This window comes from Rhodococcus sp. YL-1 (genome assembly GCF_001942025.1).
Classification (GTDB): domain Bacteria; phylum Actinomycetota; class Actinomycetes; order Mycobacteriales; family Mycobacteriaceae; genus Rhodococcus_F; species Rhodococcus_F qingshengii.
In genome coordinates this window covers 689,006-715,978 of the sequence record NZ_CP017299.1, presented here as the reverse complement: position 1 = coordinate 715,978, position 26,973 = coordinate 689,006, and the positions used below count along the sequence as shown (strand labels likewise).

The following is a 26,973-nucleotide window of genomic DNA, read 5'->3' as shown; positions in this document are numbered from 1 at the left end:
TCACTGTGTTCAACGTGCGCATTGCCGATCAGGTTCCCGGGCTACGTCGCAGCACAGTTTCCTGTGAGCGAACATGCTCATAGTGGTTATCGTGCGCTTTTCCGACGCTTGTCCGTCGTTATTCGTCAGGCCGTGTCGGAGAGGATTCCCGCAACAGCGTCAGCGGCGCCCGATTGGTCACCGTCGATGATCCGGTGGGCGAGCTGATCTAGTCGTGCAGACAGTCGCGCCGAGGACTCGGGCACGTCCGCCTGCTTGGCGATGGTGTCGTCGAGATCAGCCAGTAAGCCGCCACCGGCCAGGTGCCTGACGCAGCGCCACGTCTCGGCGAAGTTTCTCGCGGTCCCGTCGTCGGTCAACATCGCGACCCGAAGCGCAGCGTTGGGATTCGACGCCGCCGCCCGAGCCAGGCCCGCCATGATCGCCTCCCTGGCGGCAGTCAGTTCGTCGACGGTTCGGTCCTGTAGCCGCACTCCCGAGTCCGCAGAGCGGCCCGCGTCGGGCGTCGGAGCTTCACGAATCACTGCACCGTTACCGTGCTGGATTTCGACTCGGCCTCGGATTTCGAGGGCAACGAGCGCTTGAGCCAGCGACGCGCGACTCACGCCGAGTTCGGCAGCCAGGCTGCGTTCGGGAGGAAGCCGATCACCGGGCGAAAGACCTTGAGCCTCGATGAAATTCGAAATGTGCTCGGCCAACTGCTCGTACAGACGCGGACGCTTCAATCGTCCGGGCAGGCCCGAGCGCGAGCCGGGCGATGACGTCGAATTCATGCCTCGGAGTGTACTTGACAAATGGAGCAGTGGCAGAGAGGCTAGGCCAATTCCAAGTGATGCAGACCACAAGCTGGTCGCGAACGGATTGAGAGTTCGATGGCAAATGTCATAGCCCTGTCAGTACTTGTCCTGGTGTTCGTCATATCCACCGTGAGGTCGGTGAACATGGGTGCGCTCGCCCTGGTGGCTGCCTTCGTCGTCGGAACACTGGTCTTCACCGTCGATACCAGCGAGATCCTCGACGGCTTCCCGGCCAGCCTCTTCGTCATCCTGGTCGGCGTCACCTACCTGTTCGCGCTGGCCAGAAACAACGGCACGGTCGACTGGATCATTCACGCGGCAGTCCGCGCGGTCAGAGGACGAGTGGCCCTCGTGCCGTGGGCGATGTTCGCGGTGTGCGCAGCCGTGACCGCCATGGGCGCGGTCAGTCCCGCTGCCGTCGCCATCATCGCGCCGGTGGCAATGGGCTTCGCCACCCGCTACCGGATCCACCCCATGCTGATGGGCTTCATGGTCGTCCAGGGCGCAACGGCGGGCAGCTTCTCCCCTATCGGAATCTTCGGCGTGATCACCAACGACGTCATGCGTCAGAACGGCCTCCCGTCGAGCCCGGCCTTGCTGTTCGTCTCGACCTTCGCGGCCGCGGCCGTTGTTGCTGCCGTCGCGTACGTCTCGTTCGGCGGACGCGCGTTGATTGCGCGCGGCGACTCCGAACGCGTGCTCGTCAACGCAGTCGGCAATGCGTCTGGCGGGAGCGACACCATCACCGGCTCGGGTTCCGGCGACAGCTCGAAGGGTGGCGGCAAGTCCTCGGGTGGGGCCGCTCCGCACGAGGGAGCACTCAACCTCGAGCGCCGACTCACCTTGCTCGGACTGGCGTCGCTTGCACTCGGCGCCTTGGTGTTCGACCTCGACGTCGGATTCACCGCACTGACCGTCGCGGTACTTCTCACCCTGATCTTCCCTGCCTCCGCCCGCGGCGCCGTCGACAAGATCAGCTGGGGCACCGTGCTCCTCATCGGCGGAATCGTCACGTACGTCGCTCTTCTGCAGAACCAGAACACCGTCCAGTGGCTCGGGGATTCTGTTGCACACGTGGGGATTCCACTTCTCGCGGCGTTCTTGATCTGTCTGATCGGCGCGATCGTGTCGGCGTTTGCATCCACCACGGGAATCCTCGGCGCACTCATCCCTTTGGCAATTCCATTCCTGATGACCGGTCAGGTCAATGCAACCGGTCTGGTCATCGCGCTGGCAATCTCCTCGTCTCTGGTCGATTGCAGTCCGTTCTCGACCAACGGCGCGCTGGTGGTCGCGAACGCCGCTCCGGAAGAACGCGACGTGGTGTTCGGGCTGACGATGCGGTGGGGCATGACCATCATGGTGGTGACGCCGATTCTCGCCTGGCTGCTGTTCGTTGTTCCATGGTCCGTCTGAATCTTCGCTCAAAGAAAGGGAACTCGCAATGAACAGCGAATCCACACTTCTGCGCTCCCTCGACCCCCGCATCTTCGACGATCACGGAGCGGCGGTCAGTTTCGGCGAAGGCGCAACCCTCTCTCGCGCCGACTTGTTTGCCGCCGCCACCGCGGTCGCCGATCGAATCCACGGTGCACAGCGAGTGGCAGTACAAGCCGCCGCCGGCCTCGAGACAGTGGTCGCCGTCGCCGGCGCACTGATCGCCGGTGTTGCCGTGGTCCCGATCCCGCCGGACTCCGGCCCGCTCGAACGTCAGCACATCATCGCCGATTCCCAGGCCGAACTGATACTCGGAGACGGACCGTCGGATTCGAGTATCCCGTTGATTCCCATCGATATTCACGCGCGATCTGCGACGTCCTATCCCGAACCGAGCGCGGCAGCTACCGCACTGATCATGTACACCTCGGGAACCACCGGAGCTCCGAAAGGCGTTGTCCTCTCGCGAGCATCGATCGCTGCGGATCTCGACGCGCTCGCTCATGTGTGGAATTGGACGCCAGAGGACACACTCGTCCACGGACTGCCCCTCTTCCACGTCCACGGGTTGATTCTCGGCGTGTTGGGCGCCTTGCGCGTGGGTTCGCCGCTGATTCATACCTTCAGACCAACTCCGGATTCGTATGCCGCAGCGGGTGGCTCGTTGTACTTCGGTGTTCCGACCGTCTGGTCACGCGTGTGCGGTGAGCCCTCGGCGGCAGCAGCATTGCGATCCGCGCGCTTGCTCGTGTCCGGAAGTGCACCACTTCCGGTTCCATTGTTCGAGCGGATGAAATCGCTGACCGGGTTGGCTCCCGTCGAGCGCTACGGAATGAGTGAAACCCTCATCACCGTCAGCACGACGCACGACGGCGAACGTCGCCCGGGTTGGGTCGGGCACGCCGTTCCGGGAGTCAGGACGAGGTTGCGCGGCGAGAACGGCGAATTGTCGGCGCACGACGGAGAGCAGCTTGGGCAACTGGAAGTTGCGGGCGCCGTTCTCTTCGACGAGTACCTCGGGAACCCCTCGAAGACAGCGGAATCCATGACCGAAGACGGCTGGTTCCGCACCGGCGACATCGCGGTGATCGACGACAGCGGATTCCACCGCATCGTAGGTCGCGAGTCGGTCGACATGATCAAGTCCGGTGGATACCGCATCGGTGCCGGCGAGGTGGAACAGGCACTTCTGGCATACCCCGGCGTTCGCGAGGCCGCCGTCGTCGGTATGCCGGACGACGATCTCGGCCAGCGCATAGTCGCCTTCATCGTCGGCGACGTAGCCGACTGCGCTGTGGTTTCGGACTTCGTCGCCGAATCACTGTCGATCCACAAGCGCCCACGCCAGGTTTGTCTGGTGGACAGCTTGCCGCGCAACGCTATGGGCAAGGTCCAGAAGAAGCTGCTGACGCCCTGAAGGTGTGCTTGTTTCACTCGAAGCGTGCTCGCTCACTGCCTGGTGACCACGACGACGGCATCAGCCATCCGATCATGGAAGCCGCGGACGTCCGGTGCGCTACTGATCGAAACGATGATCGCGATCGAAATAGCGACTGTTACCAGAGAACCGAGAATGCTCGCGACACTGCCCAACGACATCGAATTCAGCATGCCGACGAGCTCGTCATCACTACCGAGCATGGCCAACGCCGAAACAGCCGATCCGAGGTACATGGGGATCACGAATGCATTCCGTTTGAAGGACTGCGCCAGGGCCGGACGCGCACCTCCTACCGAGCGAACGCCTATTCCGAGGGCGAGTTTGCCCAGGGTTACCCCGAATGCCGACTCTCCCCATACGAAGTACACGATCGAACCGATCCCGATCAGCAGGCCAATCAGACCCGAACTTGTCCGGTAGGAATCGAAGTCGAATCCGTTTCCGAGCGTCGCGGTGGAGATCATTCCGCCGACGACCGACACAACTGCGAGAATGGCAAAATCGATGAACCGCGCGGCAACTCGTATCCCGGCTCCGGCCGGCCGAAACCCACCAGGCCGGAGTGGAACGCCGGTCGGCCCATACCCCGGGTCCGGTGGCGGCACGGCAAATTGCGGCACGGCCGATCGCGGTGCGAACGGTTGCACAATTTCGCCGCTGGAGCTGGACTCCGGTCCGCTCGAAATGAACGTCTCGGTCGCAGGTTCGGGTTCGGGTCCGAGTAGACCGAATTGCCCGGCAGCCCTTCGGTCCAACGCTGCATCCACAGCAGGATCACCCAGCGCTTCGAGCCACGTCACAAGATCGTCGTACGTCGACGGATTCGCAGCGATCGCCGGCCGCAACTCCGGCGAACTCGACGCGATCTCGAACAGCACCGCCGCCGGAGTCCGCGGATCCGCAGCCTCGAGAGCACGCCCCGAAGGCCGAACGGGCTGTCCGAGATTCGGTATTGCAGCTGTAACCGTGGTGGCCGACGCGAACAGTTGCACCCCCGCATACAAATTCCGAACAGCCGGTGAGACTGTGAGAGCGAGAGCAACCAGAACCACCAGCATCGCCATGGCGAGATCGAATATCCATGCACTGTAATATATTTCGCCATACATGGCCGACTGCACCACGAGACGAGCGATCATCAGGACGAGCAAGCCGAGACAGACTCCGAGACCGACCTCGCGTGACGGGCGAGGGTCGAGCGAAGAATACCGAAGCGACAGTGATCTGACTCCGACAACGGCAAGAATCCCGAAGAGTATCGCGAGAACAGCGAGCACTAACGCATCTCCCCACGGCACGATGCCAAATTGCGTTGCTGCCATTGCGATCTGAGAGAATCCAACACCGAAGCTCCACACCGCGATCAACAGCATGCCGTTTCGTGCCGCTGCGAGCCAGACGTATCCGGGGTGCGTCCCGTCGCCGACGGACGCAACACCGAATGGAATGAATGTAATTGCGGCTGCGGCAATCAAGAACGTGATGCCGTAGTAGGGACTAGCCGTGACCGTGTGGAACAGCTCGACACTTGTGCCCTCGCTGATCGAGTGGAGTAATCCGGCTGCGAGGAGAGCGATGCCGAGCGCGGCGATGGTGAGGCGCCAGGACGCAAACCGTCTGGCGAGACCGACTGCCGCAACACCCACCACGACGATCGGAACGGCCGACGACACGAAGAGAACGATCAGGCTCTCGAATGTCTGCGGCCCGTCGTAATATCGGTAGCGACTGACGGAGACCAGGATGTAGATCAGCGCGAGTAGCGCCGAGGCCACTGACGACCCCCAAGCCACAAACACAAGCGGCTTCACCAACGCCAACCATCGCGGCGCGGTTCGAGGGTCGATGCGAATTTCGGCCGCGCGCGGTTGAGCTGCGAGCAGGGCGCCGGCAAGCCCGAACCACGCTCCAGCGCCAACCCCGTTGCCGGTGAAAATACTCGAACTCTCACTGAATCGGAACATTCCACGAATGACGTCGTAGACGACAAGACCCACAACAGTGGCAATGAGGGGTCCGTTGGCCACCAGACGCAGCACACGTATCTGCCCGACATTCCAATTCGGCCCGAGCATTCCGAGTCGCGCCACGTACGGCAGTAACAGCGACGCCAGCGACAGCAGTGTCGGCAGAACCAGAAGCAGCACAAGAGCACTCGAACCGACGCGGGCTATTCCGACGGTCGCACTCCACGGTAAGAAGAGCGACACGAACAGCAGTGCCGCGGCTGTCCCGTCGCGGGTGTAGTCACCGATCCGAATATCCACGAACGCAGATCGCGTCGGTGAATAGCTCTGTGGCGGTAGATACATGCCGTGCGACTGGGGCGAACTGCTTATTGATGGTTCACCGGGTTGACGCGAGTTGTCTTCGGTCATTCGCCAAGCTCCTCAGATGTGGGAAGTGCGCCGAACGGGTCAGGTACTATCGCCGATATTTGGTGGTCCCCGACGAATCGCGATCGTTGCTGACGATCTTGGCGAAGCATTGATCGTTGGCAATCCGCTTCGAATCGCACCACCCGTTGGCCGCATCCGCATCCGCAAACGTCAAGCCTGCGACGGTTATCCACCAACCCCGGAGATCGAAGGTCCGCCATTCGTCACTCCAGAGCAGACGCACCTCCGGATACATGAGACGAAGTTCGAGATGCTGTCGCAGGATCTGGGCAGCAGTCCAATGCACCTGAGCGCCATTGATATCCGCCGCATCGAGTCCGACCCGCTTGGAGGAGATCTGAGCCACCCACCTGTTCGCGAGGTCACCGATCACAAAGGGGCGATCGGCGTCGGCCTGAGCCCGGAGGGCGTCGAGACTCGCAGATTCGACGTCGCCCGTTGTCGGCTGCGCGCTACGTGTGGGTCGGATCGGCGTATTGGTGTCACTTCGCGATGCCGGCCCGGATGTCAGGCTGGTATTACTCGTCCCGTCGTCCTCGCATTCGACGAGTTGAGCACCTGACGCTCTCGAATTGGTCAGACTCGAAGACTCACCGAGAGTGTTCGGCAGCCTCCAGAAGCTACCGAGGTCGTACAGGAACTCGCGCTGGATCGAGTTCGTCGTGTTCGTCCCATCGGTTCGGGGAAGATAGATCGGCGCATCGGAGAAGTCGAACACCGCCGATGCAACGCTCTGGCCGGTGTCGGTGATCGATACACGAAGCGCGTCGGTGGAGACGATGTCTCCGCCGGGACATGATGCTTTCATTTCCATTAGAACGACGAGACCCTCTGCCTGCGTGCGGTATTCAACCGGCGTCAGGGTCGGTGTCCGGCCGCATTTCGTGACGTACTCGTTGCCTCCGTCGAATTCAGGGACAGCGGGCAGCCTGCCCGGTGCTCCTGACGGTCCGCCGGTCGGTGGGTAGTAGAGGAATCTGTCATTGGAGATCGAGGCGAGTCCGTCGTGGGCCTTCGACCAAGACCAGTGGTTGGTGTGGGAATCGAGGGACCAACTGACAGAGCCGTCGTCGAGTTCGACGGCGAGTACCCTGCCGTCGTTAGGATGGACGAGAATTCGCTCACCGTCCGAGACCGAGTAAGAGAAGTAGTCGCCGATCTTGGTCGACCACAACTGTTCCCCGGTGTCGATTCGGTAGGCCGAGAGCGTGTCCGAGTCGTTGCCCAACACGATGTCGCCGACGATCCGGCGTAGCGAGAAGTGGTCTCCGCCGATGACCGACCACAGCTCGGTGCCGTCGTTCATGTCGTAGGCACCGTGCGAGCCGATGTACGGACGAGATTTCGATGCCGAGACAAGCCACGGTGATGCCGGTGCGTCTTCGTCAACTCTAAATCTCTCGGCACCGTCACGGTCGGACACGATGCTGGAGTATCCGTCCGACGCAAATGGCATCGCACAGAGGACGCCGGCAAAACCTTGTCCTGGAAGTGCCTCGTAGCCACCCAGATTCGGATTCGAAAGCAGTGCGCCATCGACCGCGTTGAGCGCCGTAGATCCGATGCTCGAGTAATAGACGATGCCGTCGACGATCTCGAACGAATGCGAATCGCCGGATCCGACGCAGTCGGTTTCCGGTGGAGTTGTCGTTGTCCACGCCGCATCGAGGTCGGTGGGGGTTCCGCGCGAAATCACCAGCCCGGACTGGCTACCGCCGACAGTGAAGACCGCTCCGTCGGAAACCTCGACCAAGGTGGCCGTATCGGTGTCGACACTCGAACGAATCGCCCCCGAGTCGAGCGAGAAGGAAACGACTCGAGCTGTTCCACCAGGGTTCCTGACGACACAAGGTAGGGCTGCATCGATCGCGGTGGTCGCACACGACACCGTGCCGGCGACCGGCGTTTGCCATCGAATGGATCCGCTCTCGGCGTCGACTGCAACAAGTTGGGACTGCTGGCCCTGCTGTGGACCGACCGTAGTGATCAGAGTCTGTCCCACGTCGATGAATCTCGCCGTTCCATAGCTCGCACCGAGCGAATCCGGCCACAGAAATCTTCCGCCCGGCAGAACCTCGTCAACGTCCAACGACCACCCTGGCGTCGGCTGCGTCGGGTAAGTGTTGACCAGCTGGCCTGCCACCGGTCCATCGGTGTCTCCCGACCGGAGAATCGTGACAACGGTGACCGCGCCTGCGGCGAGGGCCGCGACGGCGGTAAGGGCTGCAACGGCAACAATCCATCCTCGGCCACGAGATCGAGAGGGCGGAGGATGTCCGGCAACCAGAGCCTGCGGTGGTGAAGGTGGGGGAGGTGGGGGCGGGGGCGGCAACGTCATCGGTTGTGTCTCCCTCTGTCGATCATTCGTCCGCTAGGCAAAGCACTACGACAGGACTCTCTTTGCGAACCCAATCGGCGGTGCACGAAGATGTGGACGTGCCGCGGCTGACTACCCGGTGAGTGGCGCTGCTCGAGCTGCATGAGACCGGACTGACGTATGTCTCGCTGGTCCCGTCGCCCTTGTCTGCCCCGAGCCTTCGTACGACGCAGTCACCTACCGAGGCATTGGCGATGACCGACGCCGTGTCGCTTCCGCTGTACGTCGGCGCCACCGTCCGGGATGTGGTGGTCGCATACGTCGGATAAGTCGTACTCGACGATTCAGATGTGTAGTAGAGAGAAGACGCGCTGTCGTAGTCGTCGAACGCGCGGGTGACTGCATTGGCAATGAGAAACATCCACACGATCGACAGCACCAGAAGCGCGGTGAAGATGTAGCCGATGACCAGACCGGCGATTGCAAGTCCTCGCCCCTGCTCACCGGTTCGTTTGATCTGCGCCAGCGAAATGTGGCCGAGCACAATGCCGACCGGCGCCAGCACGAGCGCCCCGACCAGGGCGGCAATTGCGAGGCCGTTTGTGGTCGGAAGTTGGTACAGAACGCCCTGCGGTTGGGCACTCCAGTACTGCTGCTCCCCACCAGGCGGGGGCGGTGGTGGCGGTGGCGGTGGTGGCGGAAGGGTCACCGAATAAGCCGTCGATCGCGCATTCCGTGAATCTAGCGACGCCTCGGAGACCTGTCTGTCGTCCGTTCGGCGGACTGATGCAGAGGTGCCGAAATGTGAAGAGTCCTAACCGGCGAGCAGGCTCAGCCGCCGTAGACCTCGGGGTCCAGGGTGCCGATGTACGGCAGATCGCGGTACCGCTCGGCGTAGTCGAGGCCGTAACCTACGACGAACTCGTTGGGGATGTCGAAGCCCACGTCGCGGACGTCGACGTCGATCTTGACCGCGTCGGGCTTGCGGAGCAATGTGACGACCTCGAGCGAAGCGGGGTTACGCGTCTTGAGGTTGCGCATCAACCACGACAGCGTGAGACCGGAATCGATGATGTCCTCGACGATCAGCACGTGGCGACCGGCGATGTCCTTGTCGAGGTCCTTGAGGATGCGGACGACGCCCGAAGACGAGGTCGAGGATCCGTAGGAGCTGACGGCCATGAATTCCATCTGCGACGGGATCGGCAGGGCGCGGGCGAAGTCGGTCATGAAGAAGACCGCTCCCTTGAGGACGCCGATCAGCAGGAGATCCCCTTCGGGGGCGCCTGCCGGGTAACGCTTGGCGATGTCCTCAGCCAGTTCCGCCGTTCGTGCACGGATCTGTTCTTCGGAGATCAGTACCGATGCGATGTCGCCCTCGTACACGCGTCAAACCCTTCGTCGGTCTTCGAATCCGAGGATCAGCCTGCCACGTCGCCGGGCCGCCACCAACCTCGCCTCCGGTGTTCCGCCCCCGATCGCGACGCCGCCTTGCCCCCGCCAGTCGATCACCAGGGCGTCGACCGCCCGTAACTGTTTGTCCGTCAATGCTTTTGCGCCACCCTGCAGCAGCCACGCTCGCAGAGCGCGTCGGCGGATTGCGGTGGGCGCTTCGGCAAGTGTGTCCACTTCCACTTCTCCGTCGACGACAACCCGTAGGAGTAGGGCCTCGGCGTACTCGTCGAGCGCCTCGCCGTCCTCACGCAACTGCGTCGCGGTTCGGGCCAACGCCTCGGCAACTCCCCCGCCGAGAATTTCTTCGAGCAGCGGCAACGCCTCGTGCCGCAGACGCACGCGAGTGAACTCGGGATTGTTGTTGTGCGGGTCCTCCCACGGCGTGATTCCCAGGTCGACGCAGGCCGCCCTGGTCACCGATCGCCGGAGGCCGAGGAGCGGCCGTCCCCAGGGAGCGTCGAATGCAGCCATACCTTGAATCGATCGCCCACCGGACCCGCGCGAGAGTCCGAGAAGCACGGTCTCGGCCTGATCGTCGAGCGTGTGTCCGAGCAGAACCGGGAGGTCAGTTCTGGCGCCGCGGAGAGCGTTGTACCGAGCCTCACGCGCAGCGGCTTCGAGACTCCCACCATCGGCTACGTCGACTGTCAGCACCGTCGCGGTCCGGCAACCCAGCGCCAGCGCCTGGTCTGCGGCCGAGCATGCGACGGCATCCGAACCATCTTGTAGGCGATGGTCCACGATCAACGCGTCGACCGAATCGGTTTCCGCCACCGCTGCTGCTGTCAGCGCCAACGAATCGGCTCCCCCGGACAGGGCGACGACCACACGGCGTCGTGGCTCGAATGCGACCGTCCACGCCCGCACGGCCTGTCGCAGCGCCAGTAGGGCAGGCGTCTCAGGCAGCAGCATCTAGCCGAGAACGCGCTTTACCCACGCGTCGGGATTGTCGATCTCGTCGAGCAACGGCAAGGTCTCGGGCCCGGTCCAGACGGTGTTGAACTGCTCCATGCCGACCTTGAGAACTACCGCGTCGACGAAGGCCTTGCCGCGTACGTACTGCGCCATCTTGGCGTCCATGCCGAGAAGCATCTTGATGATCCGCTGCACGGGGTTGGACTTGCGCTGCCGACGCTTGTCGAAGGCCGCGCGGATCGTTGCCACCGACGGCACCACGGCGGGGCCGACGGCGTCCATCACGTGGTCTGCATGCCCTTCGAGGAGGGTGCCGAGTACAAGCATCCGATCCAGCGCGTCACGCTGAGGTTCCGCCTGCGAGGCGCGCAGCAGTCCGATGATGCCGCCCGCCGTCGCACCGTCACTGGAGTCGGGTTCCTTCCGCGAGCGCAGCTCTGCAGCAAGGCGCCCGACAACGTCGGTCATCGACTCGTCCACCGTCGCACCAAGCGTTTCGACGGATTCCTTCATGTACTCCGCGAGCCACGGCGAGGACGAGAACTGAACCCGGTGAGTGACCTCGTGCAGGCAGACCCACAACCGGAAGTCACTCGGATTCAGCCGAAGGGACCGTTCGACGGAGACGATGTTCGGTGTGACCAGAAGCAGGGTGCCGTGCTCGCCGGTGAACGGGTCGTACTGCCCGAGGATCGCCGAAGACAGGTACGCCAGCATGGCGCCGGCCTGCAAGCCCGCCGGCTTTCCGACGATGAGATTGCCACTGCCGTCTGGATCCGCGCCGGTGAGATGTGCCATCGACCGCGAGGCCGCCGTGATCCACCCGGCCCGGTCCAGCACGTCAGCGGCCGGGACCGGTAGACCGTCGGCCAGCCCGGTCACTTCACGAACCGGCAGTTCTGCACGCTTGGATGCCTCGGCGAGTTCTGCGGTTGCCGTCTCGGCCGTGTAGCGAGACATCGCGGGGCCACCGCGCGCCAGTTTTATCCCGGCTTTGGCGGCAAGACTCCAGTCGACGGCACCACCGAGCGGAGCCGAGGCTTCATCATCTTGTGGAGTCTTTTCGGCCACTATTGGCACCCGCAATTCCTCAATGCTCCGGCAATCGCGTCCAGGGCAGGACGGCTCACTTCTGGCGGCCGGTCATTGGACATCAGTGCGAAGGTGAGCACTCGCCCGTTCTGATCGACCACGAACCCTGACAACGCGCTGGCCGTCGAGAGAGTTCCCGTCTTGGCCCGTACCCAACCCGCACCGGTTCGGTTTCCGGACGCGTAGCGGTCGGACAAACTTCCTGTTCCGCCGGCCACCGGAAGGTAGTCCAGCAGCGGACGCAGTTTCGGATCACCGTCACCGGCCGCAGCCGTCATGACGCGATCGAGTACCTGAGCGGGAATGAGATCGTCGACGGACAGTCCGCTGGAATCGTGCAGCGATACACCGGTGTAGTCGAACCCGGCCGCCTGCAGGGTCTTGCCGGTCGCGTCGACGGCTCCGGTGAACGAGGCTTCGATTCCGGAGGCAATCGCGACCTCACGCCCGATGGTCTCTGCGAGCACGTTGTCGGAATGTTCCATCATCTGCAGCAGCCGGTCGCTCAGCGGCGCCGACTGCACGGTGGCGATCGGCTTGGCACCGGCAGGCGCCGCGCCGAGACTCACGTTGGCGGGATCGACACCGAGCGCCTGAGCGAGCACCTTGCCCGCGTCCAACGCGGGAGTTTCCGAACGCGGCGACTCGTCTTGAGTGCCGTCGTACCGCCCACCTTCGATCATCACCGATTCGATCGGGGTGATGTAACCGGCCGCGATGTCAGCGGGGAACCACCCGGTGGCCATGTTGTCGCCCTTGAACAAGCTCGAGTCCACCACGACGCTGGTCACCGGCGTACCGGCAGCCTTGATCTGGTCGACGAGATCCGCGATGTGCGCTGCGTTGGCGTAGTAACCGCTCTGCCCCTTCGGCGTCGCCGTCAGCGTCGGGTCACCGCCGCCGACCAGAACGACCTGCCCGGGGCTCGCTCCGGGGACCACCGTCGTGGCCAGCCGGTGGTCGAGCGGCAGCTTCAGCAGTGCCGCCGATGCGGTCAGCACCTTCGTCGTGGACGCAGGTGTCATCGGCGTCGACGGGTCTGCGCTCCACAGAATGTTTCCGGTGAGCGCATCAGCGACTACTCCGGTGAACTTCCCCAGATCCGGGTTGGCCACGGCCGGGCCGATCGCCGCTGCGATTCCCGACGCGCTCGGGATCGGTGCGTCCGTCGGGACGGGCACCACCTGGGGTGACGGCGTCACGAGCGCAGGCTGCGGCGACGTAGTCACGGTCGCGCTGCCCGCGGTGTCGTTCGACGTACCGAGTTTCACGACGACAACTCCGGCGACGGCCAGTACAACCACTGCACCGACCGCCAGAAGGATGCGGAAGTTACGCCGTCGACTCTCTTCCAACGAGCCGATCTTCTTCTTTCCTTGGCCCGCCAACGCCCCTCCGTCTGTGCTCTGCCTACTGGGTGGTCAGGCAACCTTATCCTTGACCCGATATCCTTCCGACGAATCATTACCGACACGACAGCGAGGAATCGGCGTGGAGTTCGACGTCACCATCGAGATCCCCAAGGGTCAGCGCAACAAGTACGAGGTCGACCACGTAACCGGTCGCGTCAAACTCGATCGCTACCTCTACACAGCTTTCGGCTACCCGGCCGACTACGGCTTCATCGAAAACACCCTGGGTGAGGACGGCGATCCGCTCGACGCCATGGTCCTGCTCCCCGAGTCGGTCTTCCCCGGCGTCATCGTCGAGGCTCGCGCAGTCGCGATGTTCAAGATGGTCGACGAGGCCGGCGGAGACGACAAGGTCCTCTGCGTTCCGGCCGGCGACCCCCGCTGGGATCACATCCAGGATCTGGGTGACATCTCACAGTTCGAGCTCGATGCGATCAAGCACTTTTTCGTCCACTACAAGGACCTCGAGCCGAACAAGCACGTCGAGGCAGCCAACTGGGTCGGCCGCGCCGAGGCAGAGGCCGAGATCGAGGCTTCGATCAAGCGTCTCGCTGCCAACGGCGGTCACTGAGCTCGAGTTCTCAGGCCTAACGAAAATCCCCGCACATCGGAAGATGTGCGGGGATTTTTGTGCTGTTTTTACTCGCCCTTGCAGTTCCTACTCACCCTTGCAGTTCCTACTCACCCTGGAAGACTGGCGGGCGCTTCTGGAAGACGGCGGTGATGGCCTCGGTCAGATCCTGCGAAGGCAGGAACGCCGCGTTCCAGGCTGCGACGTAGCGAAGGCTGTCGTTCACGCTCGCGCTGCGGGTGTGATCGAGCACGTCCTTGATCCCGTGGACGACGAGCGGCGGGTTGAGCGCAATCTCCTTGGCGGTCGCGCGCGCCGCTGCCAGTACCGCGTCGGCATCTTCGAAAACGTCGTTGACGAGGCCGATCTTCTCGGCGCGCGCTGCGTCGATGTCCTTGCCGGTCAGAGCCAACTCACGCAGGTGTCCGTCGCCGATGATCGCGGGCAGACGCGCGAGGCTGCCCATGTCTGCGACGATCGCGACCTTGACCTCGCGGATGCTGAACTTGGCATCGGCACTTGCGTAGCGGATGTCCGCCGCCGTGATCAGGTCGACGCCGCCGCCGATGCACCAGCCCTGCACAGCTGCGACGACGGGCTTGCGGCAATCTGCGACGGCATTGATGCCCGACTGCATGCGCTTGATCATGTCGTGGAACTTGGTGCGCGGGCCTGCCTGAGCCTTGTCCGCGAGGACGGCACCGAATTCACCGCTCATCGCCGGCAGGTCCAGTCCGAACGAGAAGTGCTTGCCGGAACCGGCGATGACGATTGCACGCACCTCGGGGTCGGCGTCGAGGTCGGCGAAGATTTCGGGGAGTTCACTCCAGAAATCCGGCCCCATCGCGTTGCCCTTGCTCGGCCCGATCAGCGTCACCTGGGCGATGTTGTCTTCGCGCTCGACGGTGAACGCATTCCAGCTCTTCTGTTCAGTCATTACTCAAGAGTAACTAAAGGTCCGGCTCAGCCGAAGACCGCTGCCTTCATCCGAAAATTCCTGCCTCGTCAAGTACCAGTACGACGAGGGTGACGGCCATCAGGGCGAACATGATGAGCATCGCCATCCTGGCCGCCCGCTCACTGGTCGGTGGGAAAACGCGCTGCGCCGGATGCTCGGCCACGTACTCGGACAAGGACATGGTCCTGGCACGTGAGCGTGTCGGATTCTGTACCGCTGCTGTTGTAGCCATGTCGGTGATCCTTTCAACTACGCAATCTCAGTCAGGTACCCCAAAGGTGAAGTACCCGACTGAGTTCGACTTCTCCAATGTAGACCCGCAGATCGAAGAAGTCAGCGTGAGTTTGGTGCGAATTACCTGAGAGTTAGTCCACACAGGGGATGCCGCCATTCGCGTCGGCCCGGATGGGTGATCCCTGCGCTCCCGTATCGGGAACGGTGCCGGCGGATACCGACGAGTCCGACTGCGCCGGAGCGGCCGAGAACACGGTCTGCGCATTGTCCTCACCGATCAGTACAGACACTGATTCGGCCGCTGCCTGCTCGTTAGGCACTGCGGCCACGCCCAACTGCTCGGCCAGCGCCTCTGCGACGGCTTTGGCGCCGACTCCATAGCTGACCACCGACTTTGCCGTCGCAACTGCGGTGCTCACCTCTCCGACTTCGACTCCCGACGCTTTCGTCGCCGCTGCCAACGCGGCGCCCAACCCGTCCGTCGCGGTTCCGTTGCGGATGTCCACAACTTCGTTCCCGGTCGAGACAGCAGTGTCCATCGCAGGTGCAGATGCCGAGTCACCTCCCGCGAAGATCCGCGACACTTCACTACGCAGACGCGCCGGATCGACCATGTTGACGTCCTGGCCGTCGACGGTCTCGTATCCCTCGATGGGCAGGGTGTAGAAGTCGATGTTCCCACCTGCGAGAGCGCTTGCCTGAGAAGCGAATCGGACGGGATCCATGGCAGAATCGATCACCACGTCCTTCTTCACCACGTCGGCCAGTGCCGTCATCTTCGGAATGTTTCCGATGACGCCGGAGCCCTTCAAGTTGGCGATCACCGCGCTGATGAAAGCCTGCTGCCGGTGGGTGCGATCCAAGTCCCCGTTGTCCAGGCCGTGGCGTTGACGGACAAACGAAAGTGCCTGTGACGCATCGAGAGTCTGAACTCCGGCCGGGAAGTTGGCGCCCGAGAAGTCATCCCGCACCGGATTGTTAAGGCACACCTGAACGGGGCCGATAGCCGAGACGACGTCGTAGAAGCCCATCAGGTTCACTTCGGCAAAGTGATCGATCGGAACCTTGAGCAGATTCTGCACGGTGGTCAGTGTCGACCGTCTTCCGACTTCACGCGCTTGTTGTTCTCGTGCAGCAGGATCCGTCACACCGTCCGCTATGAGTTTGGCGTCCGCATCAGCCTTCGCCATTCCGTAGGCTTCCTTGATCTTGGCCATTCCGTAGCCGGGTACCGCGACGTAGTCGTCGCGTGGGATCGCCACTGCACTGGCCTTGCCGCCATCGCCCGGAACATGGAGCAGGATAAGCGTGTTCGTGTTGTATCCACCCACATCACTGTCCCCCGCATGCAGCTTGTCGGTGACGAACTCAGCCGGCAGGTCGCTGCCGTCCATCGCTTTACGACTGTCGAGCCCGATCAACAAGATGTTGGTATCCCCGTCGAGCGAACTGCCGGCGTCGTCACCGAGGGCGGAGAGCGCGTCCGATCGGTACAGCCCCGACGTGAGATCCGACTGCACGTACCAGCCGATTCCGACGCCCACCAGAATCGTCGTCGACAGGGACGCCGCCGCCAGCTTGCGCCCCACCGAGAGCGTCGACCGCTGCGGTTGACGCCTACGCCTGTGCCTGGTTGCCGAGTGTCGAGGTCGCGGTTCCACGGCCGACACGCTATCCACCGTTCCTGAGTAGAACCTGTCGATACCGGACACGGCTGGTCTTTCGCTGAAAGAACGCTGAGAATGAAGTCCGAATTAGGCAAATCTGCTCTAGGCTCCGCCCTGTGGACCGCCGACGCTTCCTCAGTGCCCTCGCAGCAGCAACTCTGACCGGAACCGCCGCGGTGACCATGGGAACCGCTTGTTCGTCACGTTCGGTCGGCACGGCAATCGCCGCAGCCGACGAACCAACCGACCCCGTCCCTGTCCCGGATCTCCCGCCTGCCTTGTTGCCGCCTCCACCGCCGTCTGCCCGGGTGCCGCTGCCCGCCGGCGGATCGTTGACCGCGTTACCCGGCGGTGGGGATCTGTTTGCCCTGACGGTTGACGACGGAGCCAGCTCCGAAGTCGTGCGCCTCTACACACAGTTCGCAAAAGACACCGGCATCCGTTTGACGTACTTCGTCAACGGGCAATACAACTCGTGGACCGAAAACGCAGGACTTCTCAGACCGCTGGTCGAGAGCGGACAAATTCAGCTCGGCAATCACACCTACTCGCACCCGGATCTGACGTCCGTGTCGAAGCAGCAGATCGCAGACGAGCTGACGAAGAACGGCACGTTCCTGCGCAACACCTACGGCGTGGACGCGGCGCCGTACTTTCGGCCGCCGTACGGAAGGCACAACGCGACAGTCGATTCCGTGGCCGCGAGCGTCGGCTACACCGTGCCCACCCTCTGGTACGGATCACTGTCGGATTCTTCGTTGATCACCGAGGAGTACATCCTCCAAATGGCGAACCAGTACTTCAATCCGGGGGCCATCGTGATCGGGCACCTCAACTATCTGCCCGTGACCCACGTGTATCCGCAACTGGTGGACATCATCCGGAGCCGAAACCTGCGGACTGTCACGCTCAACGATGTTTATCTGAAGCCGTGACGCCGTGGTGACCGCAGCCGACAACGAGGTCCCGGCCGACAACACGGCTCCGTCTGTGAAACAACGCACCGAGGCCTGGCTGCTCGCGGACATCACCGAGGAACCAGCCGGACATCTGGGGCCACACCGGATGGCGCCGAAGAAGGAGAAGCGCCACCCGTGGTGGAAGGTGATGTGCCTGACGGGTGTCGATTACTTCTCCACTCTCGGTTACCAACCCGGTATCGCGGCACTGGCGGCCGGCACGTTGGCTCCCATCGCGACAGTCGTATTGATCCTGCTGACACTCTTCGGCGCTCTACCGGTCTACCGGCGAGTGGCTCGCGAGAGTCCGCACGGCGAGGGTTCGATCGCCATGCTCGAGAAGCTGCTGCCCAAGTGGCGCGGCAAGATCTTCGTTCTCGTGCTTCTCGGCTTCGCGGCCACCGATTTCCTCATCACTATGACGCTCTCGGCTGCCGATGCCACGGCGCACCTCGTCGAGAACCCTTTTGCTCCAAACTTTCTCTCCGGACACACCGTCGCCGTCACCCTGGTTCTGCTCGCGCTCCTCGCTGCGGTCTTCCTCCGCGGATTCACCGAAGCGATCGGTATCGCGGTCGGATTGGTCGCCGTCTATCTCGCCTTGAACGTGGTGGTCATCTCCGTAGGTCTGTGGCACATCGCGACCGCGCCGTCGTTGGTCACCGACTGGACGCGCGCCATGACCACCGAGCACGGAAACCCGGCGATGATGATCCTGATCGCGCTGATCGTCTTCCCGAAGTTGGCTCTCGGTCTGTCCGGCTTCGAAACCGGCGTCGCGGTCATGCCGCAGATCAAGGGCGATCCGCACGACACCGAACAGAATCCACGTGGCCGCATCAAAGGTGCGCGGCGCCTGCTCACCACGGCGGCGCTGATCATGAGCGGATTCCTGCTGACGTCGAGCCTGGTCACCACCATCCTGATCCCAGAAAACGAGTTCCAACCCGGAGGCGCTGCCAACGGTCGCGCGCTTGCCTTTCTCGCCCACGACTATCTGGGTGAGATCTTCGGAACCGTCTACGATCTCAGCACGATTCTGATCCTCTGGTTTGCCGGTGCATCGGCAATGGCAGGGTTGCTCAATCTTGTTCCGAGGTATCTCCCCCGCTACGGCATGGCGCCGTCGTGGGCCCGCGCCGTGCGTCCGCTGGTCCTCGTGTTCAGCGTCATCGCCATCACTGTCACGATCTACTTCGACGCCGGTGTCGACGCTCAGAGTTCCGCGTACGCAACCGGTGTCCTCGTGCTCATCTCGTCGGCGACCGTCGCCGTTGCACTGTCCGCTCGTAAGCACGGTCAGCGAAAACTGTTCGTGGGGTTCAGTTTTGTCGCAGTTTTGTTCGTCTACACGACGATCGCGAACATCTTCGAACGTCCAGACGGTGTGAAAGTGGCGTCGTTCTTCATCGCCGCGATCATGGTGGTGTCCTTCCTTTCCCGGATCTCGCGAGCCTTCGAACTACGGGCAACCTCCGTCGAATTCGACGAGACCGCGCTGCAATTCATCGCCGAGGCAGCCGAGAAGGGTTACCTCGCGATGGTGGCGCACGACGTCGACCGTCTCGACGAGGACGAGTATCGGCAGAAGGAATCGCAGCAGCGCGCCGAAAGCAACATCCCGGAGGCGGAGTCGATCATCTTCATCGAGGTAAACGTCACGGACTCCTCCGAATTCAGCACCGACCTCCTCGTCCACGGCCGACAGCGCGGTGAGCACCGGATTCTGTGGGTCGACAGCCCGGCCGTCCCCAACACCATTGCGGCGGTTCTCCTGCGGACGAGGGACATCACCGGCGTGATTCCCGACGTCTACTTCGAGTGGACCGAGGGAAACCCGATCATGTACCTGCTCCGCTTCCTGTTCATCGGTGAGGGCGAAACCGCTCCCGTGACCCGTGAGGTCCTCCGCCGCGCCGAACCCGACCAGTCCCGCCGGCCACACGTCCACGTCGGTTGACGCGGCAAACGATGAGCAGAGGGTTGGTCCAGGCCATGCACCAGGGAAGATCGCACAGAAAGAAGTGCTGCGTGCCTATATTCAGGCGAAACTCGCGGATATCACATCTTGCGTGCGAGGCTCGCCCTGAAACCCATTGCGATGGTGCGGATCTATAGGACGATCGGCCCCCGCTGTACCCACACGTCGAAGCGACTGGCTATCGCAGGTTCGATTCGTCTGTCACCAAGCGATAAAGAACGTATCCAGAAAACACTATTATGGAGACGACGCAGAGTACGAGCATGATGTCGAAGAAGATAGTCATGTTTCCCCTCATGGGTTTCCAGAATCGATTCGTTTATCCCCGCGAAAGTTTCTCCGTGAAAATGTCCTGTTCCGCAGCTCCAATCGTGTGAAGGCGATAGCGCCTCACCACCCGAGGCACGGCTCAGCACTCCTGTGGAGTCGGATATGTGGCGGCATCGTGAGCAGAAGCAATGGGCGAGGTTTCTCCGACAGTCAATCGTTCACCGTTTCGCCGCTTCCTCACAGCCGCGGTGATCAGTTCGGCCGGCTCGTCGGTGACAGCGGTGGCGATGCACACTTGGGGCGCCCACCTCGTCTACAGCCCAACGCGTTCCGGCTTGGACCGCTTCATGCTCGGTCCCGCCGAACACGTCGGCCAGATTCTTCCTGCCGCCCACAGGACGGCGCGCCGCGACAGCAACACCCACCACTAAAGCCAGTGCCGTATAGAGCGCGATCACACCATGAAGGCCACCGCCGATCTACCGGGAGCGCCCGACGCGAACTCCGCTCTTGCCGGTCTCGGCACTGAACAAGTCTCAGCCAACCGACGGCACTTCGGTGATGGCGTCGGCGGTCACGAGCATGTCGATCTCGACGCTGTTGGTTCCGTCGCCATCGGTGACGCGCACAGTTACCCCTGCCAGAGCCATTGGTCGTCGTGCATTTCCGCCCAGAATTTCAATTCAGATAGCGACTTCCATCGAAACTGGTTGTTACACAGTCACTTAAGAAAGAGAACTGACACAACTTGAAAGTTACCGGTGAGATATTTCCACTGTTACCGATCGCCATCCGAGCAACAAACCACGGTCCATCGGATCCCCGTCGCATGACGAAAGACGTGCGGGCCGATCCACATGATCAACTGTCTGCGCCGCCTCGGATGTCGCCGCGGTGCAGGGACGCGAGTTCGGCGAGGTGAGTTCCGACCCGATCAAGCGGGACACCGACCGTGACGAGATCGCGAGAACCTCGTCCTGCACCTATCCCACCGTATAGGTCGGCAGATGCACACAATGGCCTAACGTCGACCACGTCCAGCGCCGTCGTCTCGACAGCAGGACCCACACCACCATCAAATGCCGAGAGCTGCGTGCATGCTGCGATATTGAGCGTCCTTTTCGCCCTTCCGGACTTACCCGTGGACGTGCAGACTCATACAGTTACTGTGGACGCGTAGTCACACTTAGTTTACTGTGGGCACGTCTGAGATAGATGCCACAAAGGAGCCCGGAATGCAGTTCCTAACACCTCGTCGCACGCGGCGTAACGCGCCATCTGTCCGGTTAACTCCGGGGCGCAATACCGTCAACGAACATCGCGATTACCACGACACTCTGCGCACACTGTCCGAGGCATCCTCGACAGGGCTCCACTTCGAGGCGTTCAAAGACATCGCCTGGAATTCGCCCGAGTTCGCCGCCCCCGCGGACGACCCAAGATGGACACTCCCCGCGGTCGACCCCTTGTCCCACACCGACTGGTACCGCGCGCTCTCACCCCAGGAACAACGGCGGGTTGCCCGGATTCGGCTCGCATCTATAACAAAGACCGGCTCCCAGTTCGAGCAACTGCTCCTTCTCGGCGGTACCCAGTTCTTGATGGGCCTGGCGAACGAGAACCCCGAATTCCGCTACTTCATGCACGAACTCACCGAAGAGACGCACCACATCCAGATGTTTCAGGAGTTCACCAACCGGGTGGCTCCGGAGGTCCACGGTGCCCCAACGTGGCTTGTCAAGGCCTTCCCCCTGGTCGGTTCGCTGGGATCGCTGTGGCCCAGTTTCTTCTTTCAGATCATCCTCGCTGGAGAGGAGCCGATCGACCACATCCAGAAGAGCATCATGCGCGGCGGTGGCATTCACCCGCTCACCGACCGCATCATGCAGATCCATCTCGCCGAGGAAGCACGTCACATCGGGTTCGCCCATGCATGGTTGCGCCATCACGCTCCGCGCATGAGCCGATTCAACCGCCTCGCACTCGGCCTCACCACGCCTGTAGTCATGCGCATAGGGTTTTGGTCCATCGTCGTCCCGAGCCGGCAGGACGCGACGTTGCTGGGTATCCCCCGCAATGTTCTGCGCGAGACCTATTCGATGCGCAACCCCGATTTCCGGCGACTCCTTGCAGAGTCCTGCGCAGACGTCCGGAGCCTCGCCGATGCCAACGGAATGCGCACCCGGCTCACCCTCTGGTCCTGGCGGCTTACCGGAACCGACGGCCGACTGTCGCGTTACCGCAACGAGCCGTCGAGGGCCGCGGCTTGACGATCTGCAACCCGCGACGCAGCTGCCCCTCTCCCACTTCGACAGACAGCTGCGTTACCCACTCACCGCGGTCGAGGCAATGGCGCACAGATATCAGCGCGCCAACCACAGGCCCACACCCGAATCGCCCCATCGAAGTTTCGGAAGCACATCCACCAAGGCGAACCAGCGACATCAGTGCCAGCGGACACGACCCAGGATGCACGATTCAACGCTGAACAAGTCTCAGCCGACCGACGGCACTTCGGTGATGGCGTCAGCGGTCACGAGCATGTCGATCTCGACGAGATTGGTTCTGCCGGCATCGGTGACTCGCACGGTATTCCGGCCAGCCATTGCCCGTCGTGCATTATCGCCCAGAATTTCAAAATACCGTCCAGGTATCCGGACATGTACAGGGCGGACGTTTTCACGCGCATGCTCACATGATCAGCGCGCGATGCTCCCCCACGTCCGAGCGGGAGCGCCCGGCCGATGTCGACTTTCACTGCCCTCGGCTCGTCGAATGTCCTGATCACGGGGTAGTCCGTCCAGTGCTCGGTGTTGATCACTGTGCTACCCGGAGAGGCGGTGTCGCGGCGAGAGTTCTGTCGCACCGTCGGGTCCGAGTTCGACGATCTCGCCGTCGAGGACGGTTTCGCGGTCGAGGACGGTTTTGCGGTGGTCGAGCACGGCGCGGAGTGCGTCGACGATCTCGGGCAACGAGGCGTTAGTTGTTGCCGTTGCGCGACCACAGTGGCGGCAGTTTGGTGCCGGTGGTGGCGATGGCTCTGACTCCGTCCCATTTCGACTCGAAGGCTCTTAACTGCACTAAGCGCTATCAGCCTTGATCGCAATCGAAGCGTTCCGTTGCTTCGTGCGCAATGATGCGCTCGAGCATCGACCTAGGCGCGGGTCACGGCTAGAGCACGTCTCCGAGTTCGCGAGGCACTTGAGCCAGGTGCGCACCGCCGAGAGACGGTGCCCCACTGTGAGTCGGATACCTACGCCGTCGTTGCGTCAGGCCTCTCACGGGGGAGTCAGAGTATACGGAAGGCAGGGTATGCCGAGTTCTCTGCTGATATGGGCCTGGTGGCCGTTGACAACGGTCTCCTCATGGCCGCTGACGGCGAGGTCTTGTGGGCTGTTGACGCCGTGCACAGTGCGGAAGGTGTCGACCGTGAGCTGTGGGATTCGGTCGAGGCGTCGGTCGACGAAACCGGCGGATGAACTGAACGGGCCGTACAGCCATTCCACGTGGGGGGCTCCCGGTCCTTCTGTTACCCGCCAGCCGAGTGCCCGCAGCCGAAGGTCCAGGCCACCGGAACCGGGAACGGTGTCCGCCGTGATCATGCTCGCCTCCAATCTCCCGTTGTCCTGCTGGAATTGGATCGAGCCGAGGTCTTTCACCGCAGGGGCATCGAGGGTCACGATGTCGTAGCCGGGCATAATGCGCACCACCCATTCCAGTCGCTCGGCGAAATCCGTCCAGTCGGTGCATCGGTCGGGTGCGCCACGCTTCGTCGGTTGTTCGGCAGTCAACAGGTTGCGCAGGGCCCACGGCCCGGTGTCGTATCCGGTTTCGTCACCGGCGGTGTAGCGGATGCGATGGAATTCCATCCCGAGCCCGTCGCGCATGATGGCGACGACCGAAGCCGATATCTCCCGAAGTTCGCTGGGTTCGGAATGGGTCGGGCTCCACCGGCTGGTTTCCAAGCGTTGCTCGGTGGAGGTCTGAAACCAAACCGGCTGGGTTTGTAGCACGCTCAGCAACTGCTGCGCGGCATCCGGATCCGACGGGATCGTGAGCGTGGCCTCGACTGCACCGCCGTTCTCGTAGACCGTGATGTCACGGCCGGTACCACTGTCACGCAAGCGGACGAATTGCGATATCTGGATCGGTTCGGCGTCATCGTCGAAGTCGACGTCCACCAGATCCGGAATCGCGGCCTGCAGCTTCTCCCAGCCCTCGGCAGTCATGCTTGTCCTCCCAATAGTCTCTCTCGCCGTAGAACATATCTGCCGCTACGACAACCACAACGCCACCAGCGGGTCGCGATGACCGGTAGTCCCGAATCTCACGCGAACCAGGGCCGCCAAGGAGCAACACAGCGAGATCTGGCGCAAACCTGCCCGCAGGAAACGCATAAACCCCGACCACGTCCTCACACGATCCCAATGGCGTCGACGTCACCAGAACCGAGCCCGACTGTGCCACTACCGAACTCGCGAACAGGCCAGATAAACGCGACTGCAGTATTTGGACGTTTAGCGGTGACACCGGGCTGCGCGCGGTACAACTAACCAATGAGGAGCTACGCCAATCGCCATCGCATACTGCTCGTGTTCACCGTGATGGTTGTCGTAGTGGGCTCGCTGTGGTGGACGAAAACGATCGCCTTCACCCGATCACTAGCCATTGCCTTCAGTTCCGAACCACACGGATCCGTTCCGCGCGGCGATCTCGCAGACATCACTCCCACAATCGTCGCCAGCTTCCCGTTCTCCGAAGAGACGGTCAGCCTCGTCGCGGACAGAATCGTCAACACGTACGGCGGCAACACATCCGACTACGAATCAACCCTGACCATCACCGACACAATTGATTTCGCCGGAAAAGTCGTGACAGCACGCGGACGAACACCGCTGGCCACCCAACGGATGGCGAACTATGGCGCACAAGCACTGAGCGAGCTGATCAACGAAGCCACCTTCACGCGGACCGGCCAAGCAAAAGTTTCCTTCCTGGTGCTCACCGACTAAACGCCGCCGCTGTTAGCCGAGTGCGCAGCTCACCGACACCCACCACAAACCGGGGACGTGTCATCACCCCAGTTCAACGCCACAAAACGAGCACTCAGGCACGCGCAGGTCGGATACCCGCTCATAGTGAAGGTGAATCCCGCCGCTCCCCAATCGCCAGCACCCCCATCAACCCCACAACCACGACAAATTCCGTCCACGGGAGCCACGACGGCACAAGCCGATCAGTGAACACCACCAAGGCGCAGGTAATCAGCGCGAGCACAGATACAACGCCCAAAACGCCACGAAGCACCCACCGGGCCACACGCGAGGAGAACATGCCGCTACCCCTGATCAACTGGCATCGACCACTTGTGCTCAGTCGGCGGTTGTCGCCGCCTCGAATATAGCGCCGCACCCATCAACACCCACCCGACGACCGCGAACACCGACGCCACACCATCGAACACCACCATCACCACCCTCTGGTCGAAGGACGGCGCATAAGTACACGAAGAGACGACAACCGGCAGCCACACCCTCGACGCACTCTCCAACGCCACAGCCGAATCGGCTGCACACAGCTCATACGAACACCGCCCCACCCCCAAGAACGCGAAAGCACCGAACGCCCCAACACCAACCCCACACCAAACAACACCCACCGACACCACCGCGCGCATCCCCCGAATGCCATCACCCGCGCACCATAAGCCGAGCAGCCACGCGATACGGCTCTGGACTCGCCGGCGAAATTCAGGTGTCGCTATTCAGCACGATTTGTGTGCGCCCACCGTCTCTGTTTGGGCGACGAATACCGATTCGAGTATGTTGCACCCGAGCCGACCCACACACGGTCTACCGATGAATTTTGTCGAGTTGACACTATCGAAGGATGACCCTTGGTTTTCGAATCCGGCCACCCGATGATGATTGCCCTCGACATTGACGGCACCCTGCACGTCGCCGAGGACACGAATCCACTCGCGCACGAAACGATCAGCATCGCAGTGAGATCGGCTGTGCGGGCCGCTGTTCGATCCGGAGCCCACGTCGTGCTGTGCACCGGCAGACTCGCCCCCGCGACGCGACCGTTCCTACTCGAGCTCGACATCATGACGGGGTTCGCGATCTGTTCCAACGGGGCCGTGCTGATCGATGCCGCAACCGGGAAAATCGCGGAGCAAGTGGTCTTCGATTTACGCACTCCCATCGCGGCACTACGCGAACAACTACCCGGCGCGATCTTCGTAGCCGAGAACCCGGGCATCGGGGTCAGAGCAACCGGCCCTGTCGACGACGCGGATATGCACCACGGCGAGGTCGAGCTGGTCGATATCGACGAACTTGCGACCACGCCGACCACCCGACTAGCGATCCACTGGCCTGGACGCAGTGGGCAGGAGCTGACCGAAATCTTGTCTACTCTCGACCTCCCCGGCATTCGAAGCCTGTGCTACGAAGACGAACCACTGGCCGACTTGACCGCAGCCGGCGTAAGCAAGGCTGCGATGCTGGAAAGGCTGCGCATCGAGCTGGGCGTCGCCGCAACACGGACCCTAGCCGTCGGTGACGGCATCAACGATCTGGAAATGCTGGACTGGGCAGCTCACGGCGTGGCCATGGGTCACGCACCCGCTTCCGTGCTTGCCGCAGCCGACCAGATCTGCCCACCAGGCACCGAGGACGGTCTTGCCACCGCATTGTCGACATGGTTCCGATAGAACATCTGGGCTGTGCGCGGCGCGTCGTGGACGCCTTGGATCTCGGTCATCAGATCGTCGAAACGGAACATCGGCGCTGGGCGGTCGTCCCAGACCCGCTTGAGTGCGCCGGGTTTGATCTGCTCGAAGCCGACAGCCAATGCGCATTCGACGGTGCCGCTGGCGACGGCTTGGCGTGCGAGGAAAAGGGCCGAAGATCCTGTGGCGCCCTGACATCCAGCGGTGGAACATTCCTTGGACGTAATGGGTGAAGCACTCATTCTCGTACCCGTCGCGTTCTTCAGTGCGGGGTATCACGAAAATGTATGTGGGAGAGCCTGTTTCGATCATGGTGATGCCTTCCCTCGAAC

Annotated in this window: 23 protein-coding genes; 9 read left to right on the top strand and 14 right to left on the bottom strand. The window is 62.4% G+C overall.

What is annotated here, in order from left to right; all coding sequences use genetic code 11:
• Positions 1 to 125: 125 nt before the first annotated feature.
• Positions 126 to 773, bottom strand: coding sequence for a FadR/GntR family transcriptional regulator (locus BH682_RS03350; RefSeq protein ID WP_058227238.1), 648 nt, complete (start codon positions 771 to 773; stop codon positions 126 to 128).
• 99 nt (positions 774 to 872) lie between these two features.
• Here BH682_RS03350 and BH682_RS03345 point away from each other — a divergent pair, with 99 nt between their 5' ends.
• Positions 873 to 2,213 carry an SLC13 family permease gene (locus BH682_RS03345; RefSeq protein WP_042922673.1) on the top strand — a complete coding sequence of 447 codons (1,341 nt, stop codon included), beginning with the start codon at positions 873 to 875 and terminating at the stop codon, positions 2,211 to 2,213.
• Positions 2,214 to 2,241: 28 nt separating this feature from the next.
• Positions 2,242 to 3,651 carry an acyl-CoA synthetase gene (locus tag BH682_RS03340; RefSeq protein ID WP_075832055.1) on the top strand — a complete coding sequence of 470 codons (1,410 nt, stop codon included), beginning with the start codon at positions 2,242 to 2,244 and terminating at the stop codon, positions 3,649 to 3,651.
• Between the two features lie 32 nt (positions 3,652 to 3,683).
• On the opposite strand, the gene BH682_RS03335 is transcribed toward BH682_RS03340, so the two are convergent.
• The 7 genes from BH682_RS03335 to dacB form a co-directional block, all read right to left on the bottom strand.
• Entirely contained in the window at positions 3,684 to 6,053 is a 2,370-nt protein-coding gene (locus BH682_RS03335; protein WP_143542566.1) for a DUF7937 domain-containing protein, read from the bottom strand.
• A 46-nt stretch (positions 6,054 to 6,099) separates the two neighbouring features.
• Positions 6,100 to 8,412 carry an outer membrane protein assembly factor BamB family protein gene (locus tag BH682_RS03330; protein WP_223304573.1) on the bottom strand — a complete coding sequence of 771 codons (2,313 nt, stop codon included), beginning with the start codon at positions 8,410 to 8,412 and terminating at the stop codon, positions 6,100 to 6,102.
• A gap of 22 nt (positions 8,413 to 8,434) precedes the next feature.
• Entirely contained in the window at positions 8,435 to 9,100 is a 666-nt protein-coding gene (locus BH682_RS03325) for a DUF4190 domain-containing protein (protein WP_075832049.1), read from the bottom strand.
• A gap of 122 nt (positions 9,101 to 9,222) precedes the next feature.
• Complete coding sequence (gene hpt, locus BH682_RS03320) at positions 9,223 to 9,777, bottom strand: hypoxanthine phosphoribosyltransferase (RefSeq protein WP_003941159.1); 555 nt, start codon at positions 9,775 to 9,777, stop codon at positions 9,223 to 9,225.
• Between the two features lie 3 nt (positions 9,778 to 9,780).
• Positions 9,781 to 10,758 (bottom strand): tRNA lysidine(34) synthetase TilS, encoded by a 978-nt coding sequence (gene tilS, locus BH682_RS03315; protein ID WP_075832047.1) that lies wholly within the window; start codon positions 10,756 to 10,758, stop codon positions 9,781 to 9,783.
• Positions 10,759 to 11,832, bottom strand: coding sequence for a zinc-dependent metalloprotease (locus tag BH682_RS03310; protein ID WP_075832045.1), 1,074 nt, complete (start codon positions 11,830 to 11,832; stop codon positions 10,759 to 10,761).
• Positions 11,832 to 13,241 carry a D-alanyl-D-alanine carboxypeptidase/D-alanyl-D-alanine endopeptidase gene (gene dacB / locus BH682_RS03305; RefSeq protein WP_029254401.1) on the bottom strand — a complete coding sequence of 470 codons (1,410 nt, stop codon included), beginning with the start codon at positions 13,239 to 13,241 and terminating at the stop codon, positions 11,832 to 11,834. The genes BH682_RS03310 and dacB overlap by 1 nt, the downstream gene beginning before the upstream one ends.
• Before the next feature lie 103 nt (positions 13,242 to 13,344).
• Between dacB and BH682_RS03300 the strand changes: the two genes are divergently transcribed.
• On the top strand, positions 13,345 to 13,836 hold the full coding sequence (locus BH682_RS03300; RefSeq protein WP_003941181.1) for an inorganic diphosphatase: 492 nt from the start codon (positions 13,345 to 13,347) through the stop codon (positions 13,834 to 13,836).
• A gap of 106 nt (positions 13,837 to 13,942) precedes the next feature.
• Here the strand turns inward: BH682_RS03300 and BH682_RS03295 are convergent, their stop codons facing one another.
• The 3 genes from BH682_RS03295 to BH682_RS03285 form a co-directional block, all read right to left on the bottom strand.
• Positions 13,943 to 14,773 carry a crotonase/enoyl-CoA hydratase family protein gene (locus BH682_RS03295; RefSeq protein WP_007727023.1) on the bottom strand — a complete coding sequence of 277 codons (831 nt, stop codon included), beginning with the start codon at positions 14,771 to 14,773 and terminating at the stop codon, positions 13,943 to 13,945.
• Positions 14,774 to 14,819: 46 nt separating this feature from the next.
• The gene (locus tag BH682_RS35835; RefSeq protein ID WP_124568973.1) at positions 14,820 to 15,026 is read right to left on the bottom strand and encodes a hypothetical protein; all 207 of its coding nucleotides are present in this window, start codon (positions 15,024 to 15,026) and stop codon (positions 14,820 to 14,822) included.
• Between the two features lie 133 nt (positions 15,027 to 15,159).
• Positions 15,160 to 16,689 (bottom strand): LCP family protein, encoded by a 1,530-nt coding sequence (locus BH682_RS03285; RefSeq protein WP_223304572.1) that lies wholly within the window; start codon positions 16,687 to 16,689, stop codon positions 15,160 to 15,162.
• Between the two features lie 122 nt (positions 16,690 to 16,811).
• Between BH682_RS03285 and BH682_RS03280 the strand changes: the two genes are divergently transcribed.
• The 4 genes from BH682_RS03280 to BH682_RS03260 all read left to right on the top strand — a co-directional run bounded on the left by BH682_RS03280 (position 16,812) and on the right by BH682_RS03260 (position 22,175).
• Entirely contained in the window at positions 16,812 to 17,630 is an 819-nt protein-coding gene (locus BH682_RS03280; protein WP_007727026.1) for a polysaccharide deacetylase family protein, read from the top strand.
• Between the two features lie 4 nt (positions 17,631 to 17,634).
• A complete protein-coding gene (locus BH682_RS03275; protein ID WP_083954640.1) occupies positions 17,635 to 19,614 on the top strand; it encodes an amino acid permease in 1,980 nt (659 codons plus the stop codon).
• A gap of 479 nt (positions 19,615 to 20,093) precedes the next feature.
• Entirely contained in the window at positions 20,094 to 20,336 is a 243-nt protein-coding gene (locus BH682_RS03270; protein ID WP_003941172.1) for a hypothetical protein, read from the top strand.
• 804 nt (positions 20,337 to 21,140) lie between these two features.
• Entirely contained in the window at positions 21,141 to 22,175 is a 1,035-nt protein-coding gene (locus BH682_RS03260; protein ID WP_064113761.1) for an AurF N-oxygenase family protein, read from the top strand.
• A 555-nt stretch (positions 22,176 to 22,730) separates the two neighbouring features.
• On the opposite strand, the gene BH682_RS36285 is transcribed toward BH682_RS03260, so the two are convergent.
• Both BH682_RS36285 and BH682_RS03250 read right to left on the bottom strand, forming a co-directional pair.
• Complete coding sequence (locus tag BH682_RS36285) at positions 22,731 to 22,877, bottom strand: hypothetical protein (protein ID WP_190287634.1); 147 nt, start codon at positions 22,875 to 22,877, stop codon at positions 22,731 to 22,733.
• 306 nt (positions 22,878 to 23,183) lie between these two features.
• Entirely contained in the window at positions 23,184 to 24,134 is a 951-nt protein-coding gene (locus BH682_RS03250; protein ID WP_075832041.1) for a TY-Chap domain-containing protein, read from the bottom strand.
• Positions 24,135 to 24,461: 327 nt separating this feature from the next.
• Here BH682_RS03250 and BH682_RS35660 point away from each other — a divergent pair, with 327 nt between their 5' ends.
• Positions 24,462 to 24,917, top strand: coding sequence for a hypothetical protein (locus BH682_RS35660; RefSeq protein WP_083954639.1), 456 nt, complete (start codon positions 24,462 to 24,464; stop codon positions 24,915 to 24,917).
• Between the two features lie 884 nt (positions 24,918 to 25,801).
• Positions 25,802 to 26,623 (top strand): HAD-IIB family hydrolase, encoded by an 822-nt coding sequence (locus BH682_RS03230; protein ID WP_141751457.1) that lies wholly within the window; start codon positions 25,802 to 25,804, stop codon positions 26,621 to 26,623.
• On the opposite strand, the gene BH682_RS37270 is transcribed toward BH682_RS03230, so the two are convergent.
• A complete protein-coding gene (locus BH682_RS37270; RefSeq protein WP_411561124.1) occupies positions 26,527 to 26,883 on the bottom strand; it encodes a hypothetical protein in 357 nt (118 codons plus the stop codon). The two genes, BH682_RS03230 and BH682_RS37270, sit on opposite strands and share 97 nt — an antisense overlap.
• Positions 26,884 to 26,973: the final 90 nt, after the last annotated feature.